The sequence below is a fragment of the Acinetobacter sp. RF14B genome (genome assembly GCF_006864105.1).
Classification (GTDB): Bacteria; Pseudomonadota; Gammaproteobacteria; order Pseudomonadales; family Moraxellaceae; genus Acinetobacter; species Acinetobacter lwoffii_C.
Genome location: NZ_SMTB01000268.1, coordinates 1 through 458, shown reverse-complemented (window position 1 = coordinate 458; position 458 = coordinate 1). Strand labels below are relative to the sequence as shown.

The window sequence follows — 458 nt, the reverse complement described above, 5'->3', positions numbered from 1 at the left end:
CTGAAATTCTGGTCAATATCGCGTCTGATGAATATTATAAATCGGTTAGTGAGCGCAAAATTCAGGCAGATATTATCAAGCCGGTATTTCTAGATCAGAAAAATGGCAAATATAAAGTGATTAGTTTTTATGCTAAAAAAGCACGCGGTCTTATGGCACGTTTTATAATTGAAAATAAAATTGATCGGATTGAAGGGCTAAAAGCTTTTAATGTCGATGGTTACTACTTCGATGCAGACAGTTCACTCAAGAAAGAACTGGTGTTTAAGCGCGATGAACAACTGAGTGCATAAATAAACGATTTCCCATATCCAGCATGAGTACAAGTATGCTGGATATGAGAGCCCTATTATAAGGTACATGTATAATCTTTAATGATTTGACTTTGTGAGGCAGATAAAGGACAGATGCACAGAATTAGCGAAAAGCACCATTGAGCTTTCAAGAATAGCCTGCAG

At 36.7% G+C, this 458-nt stretch carries 1 protein-coding gene; it reads left to right on the top strand.

The window, feature by feature from the left end:
* Window positions 1-293, top strand: a 293-nt coding sequence (yaaA, locus tag E2K52_RS14900; protein ID WP_151205739.1) for a peroxide stress protein YaaA, incomplete at its 5' end; no start/stop codon positions are given.
* Between the last annotated feature and the right edge of the window lie 165 nt (window positions 294-458).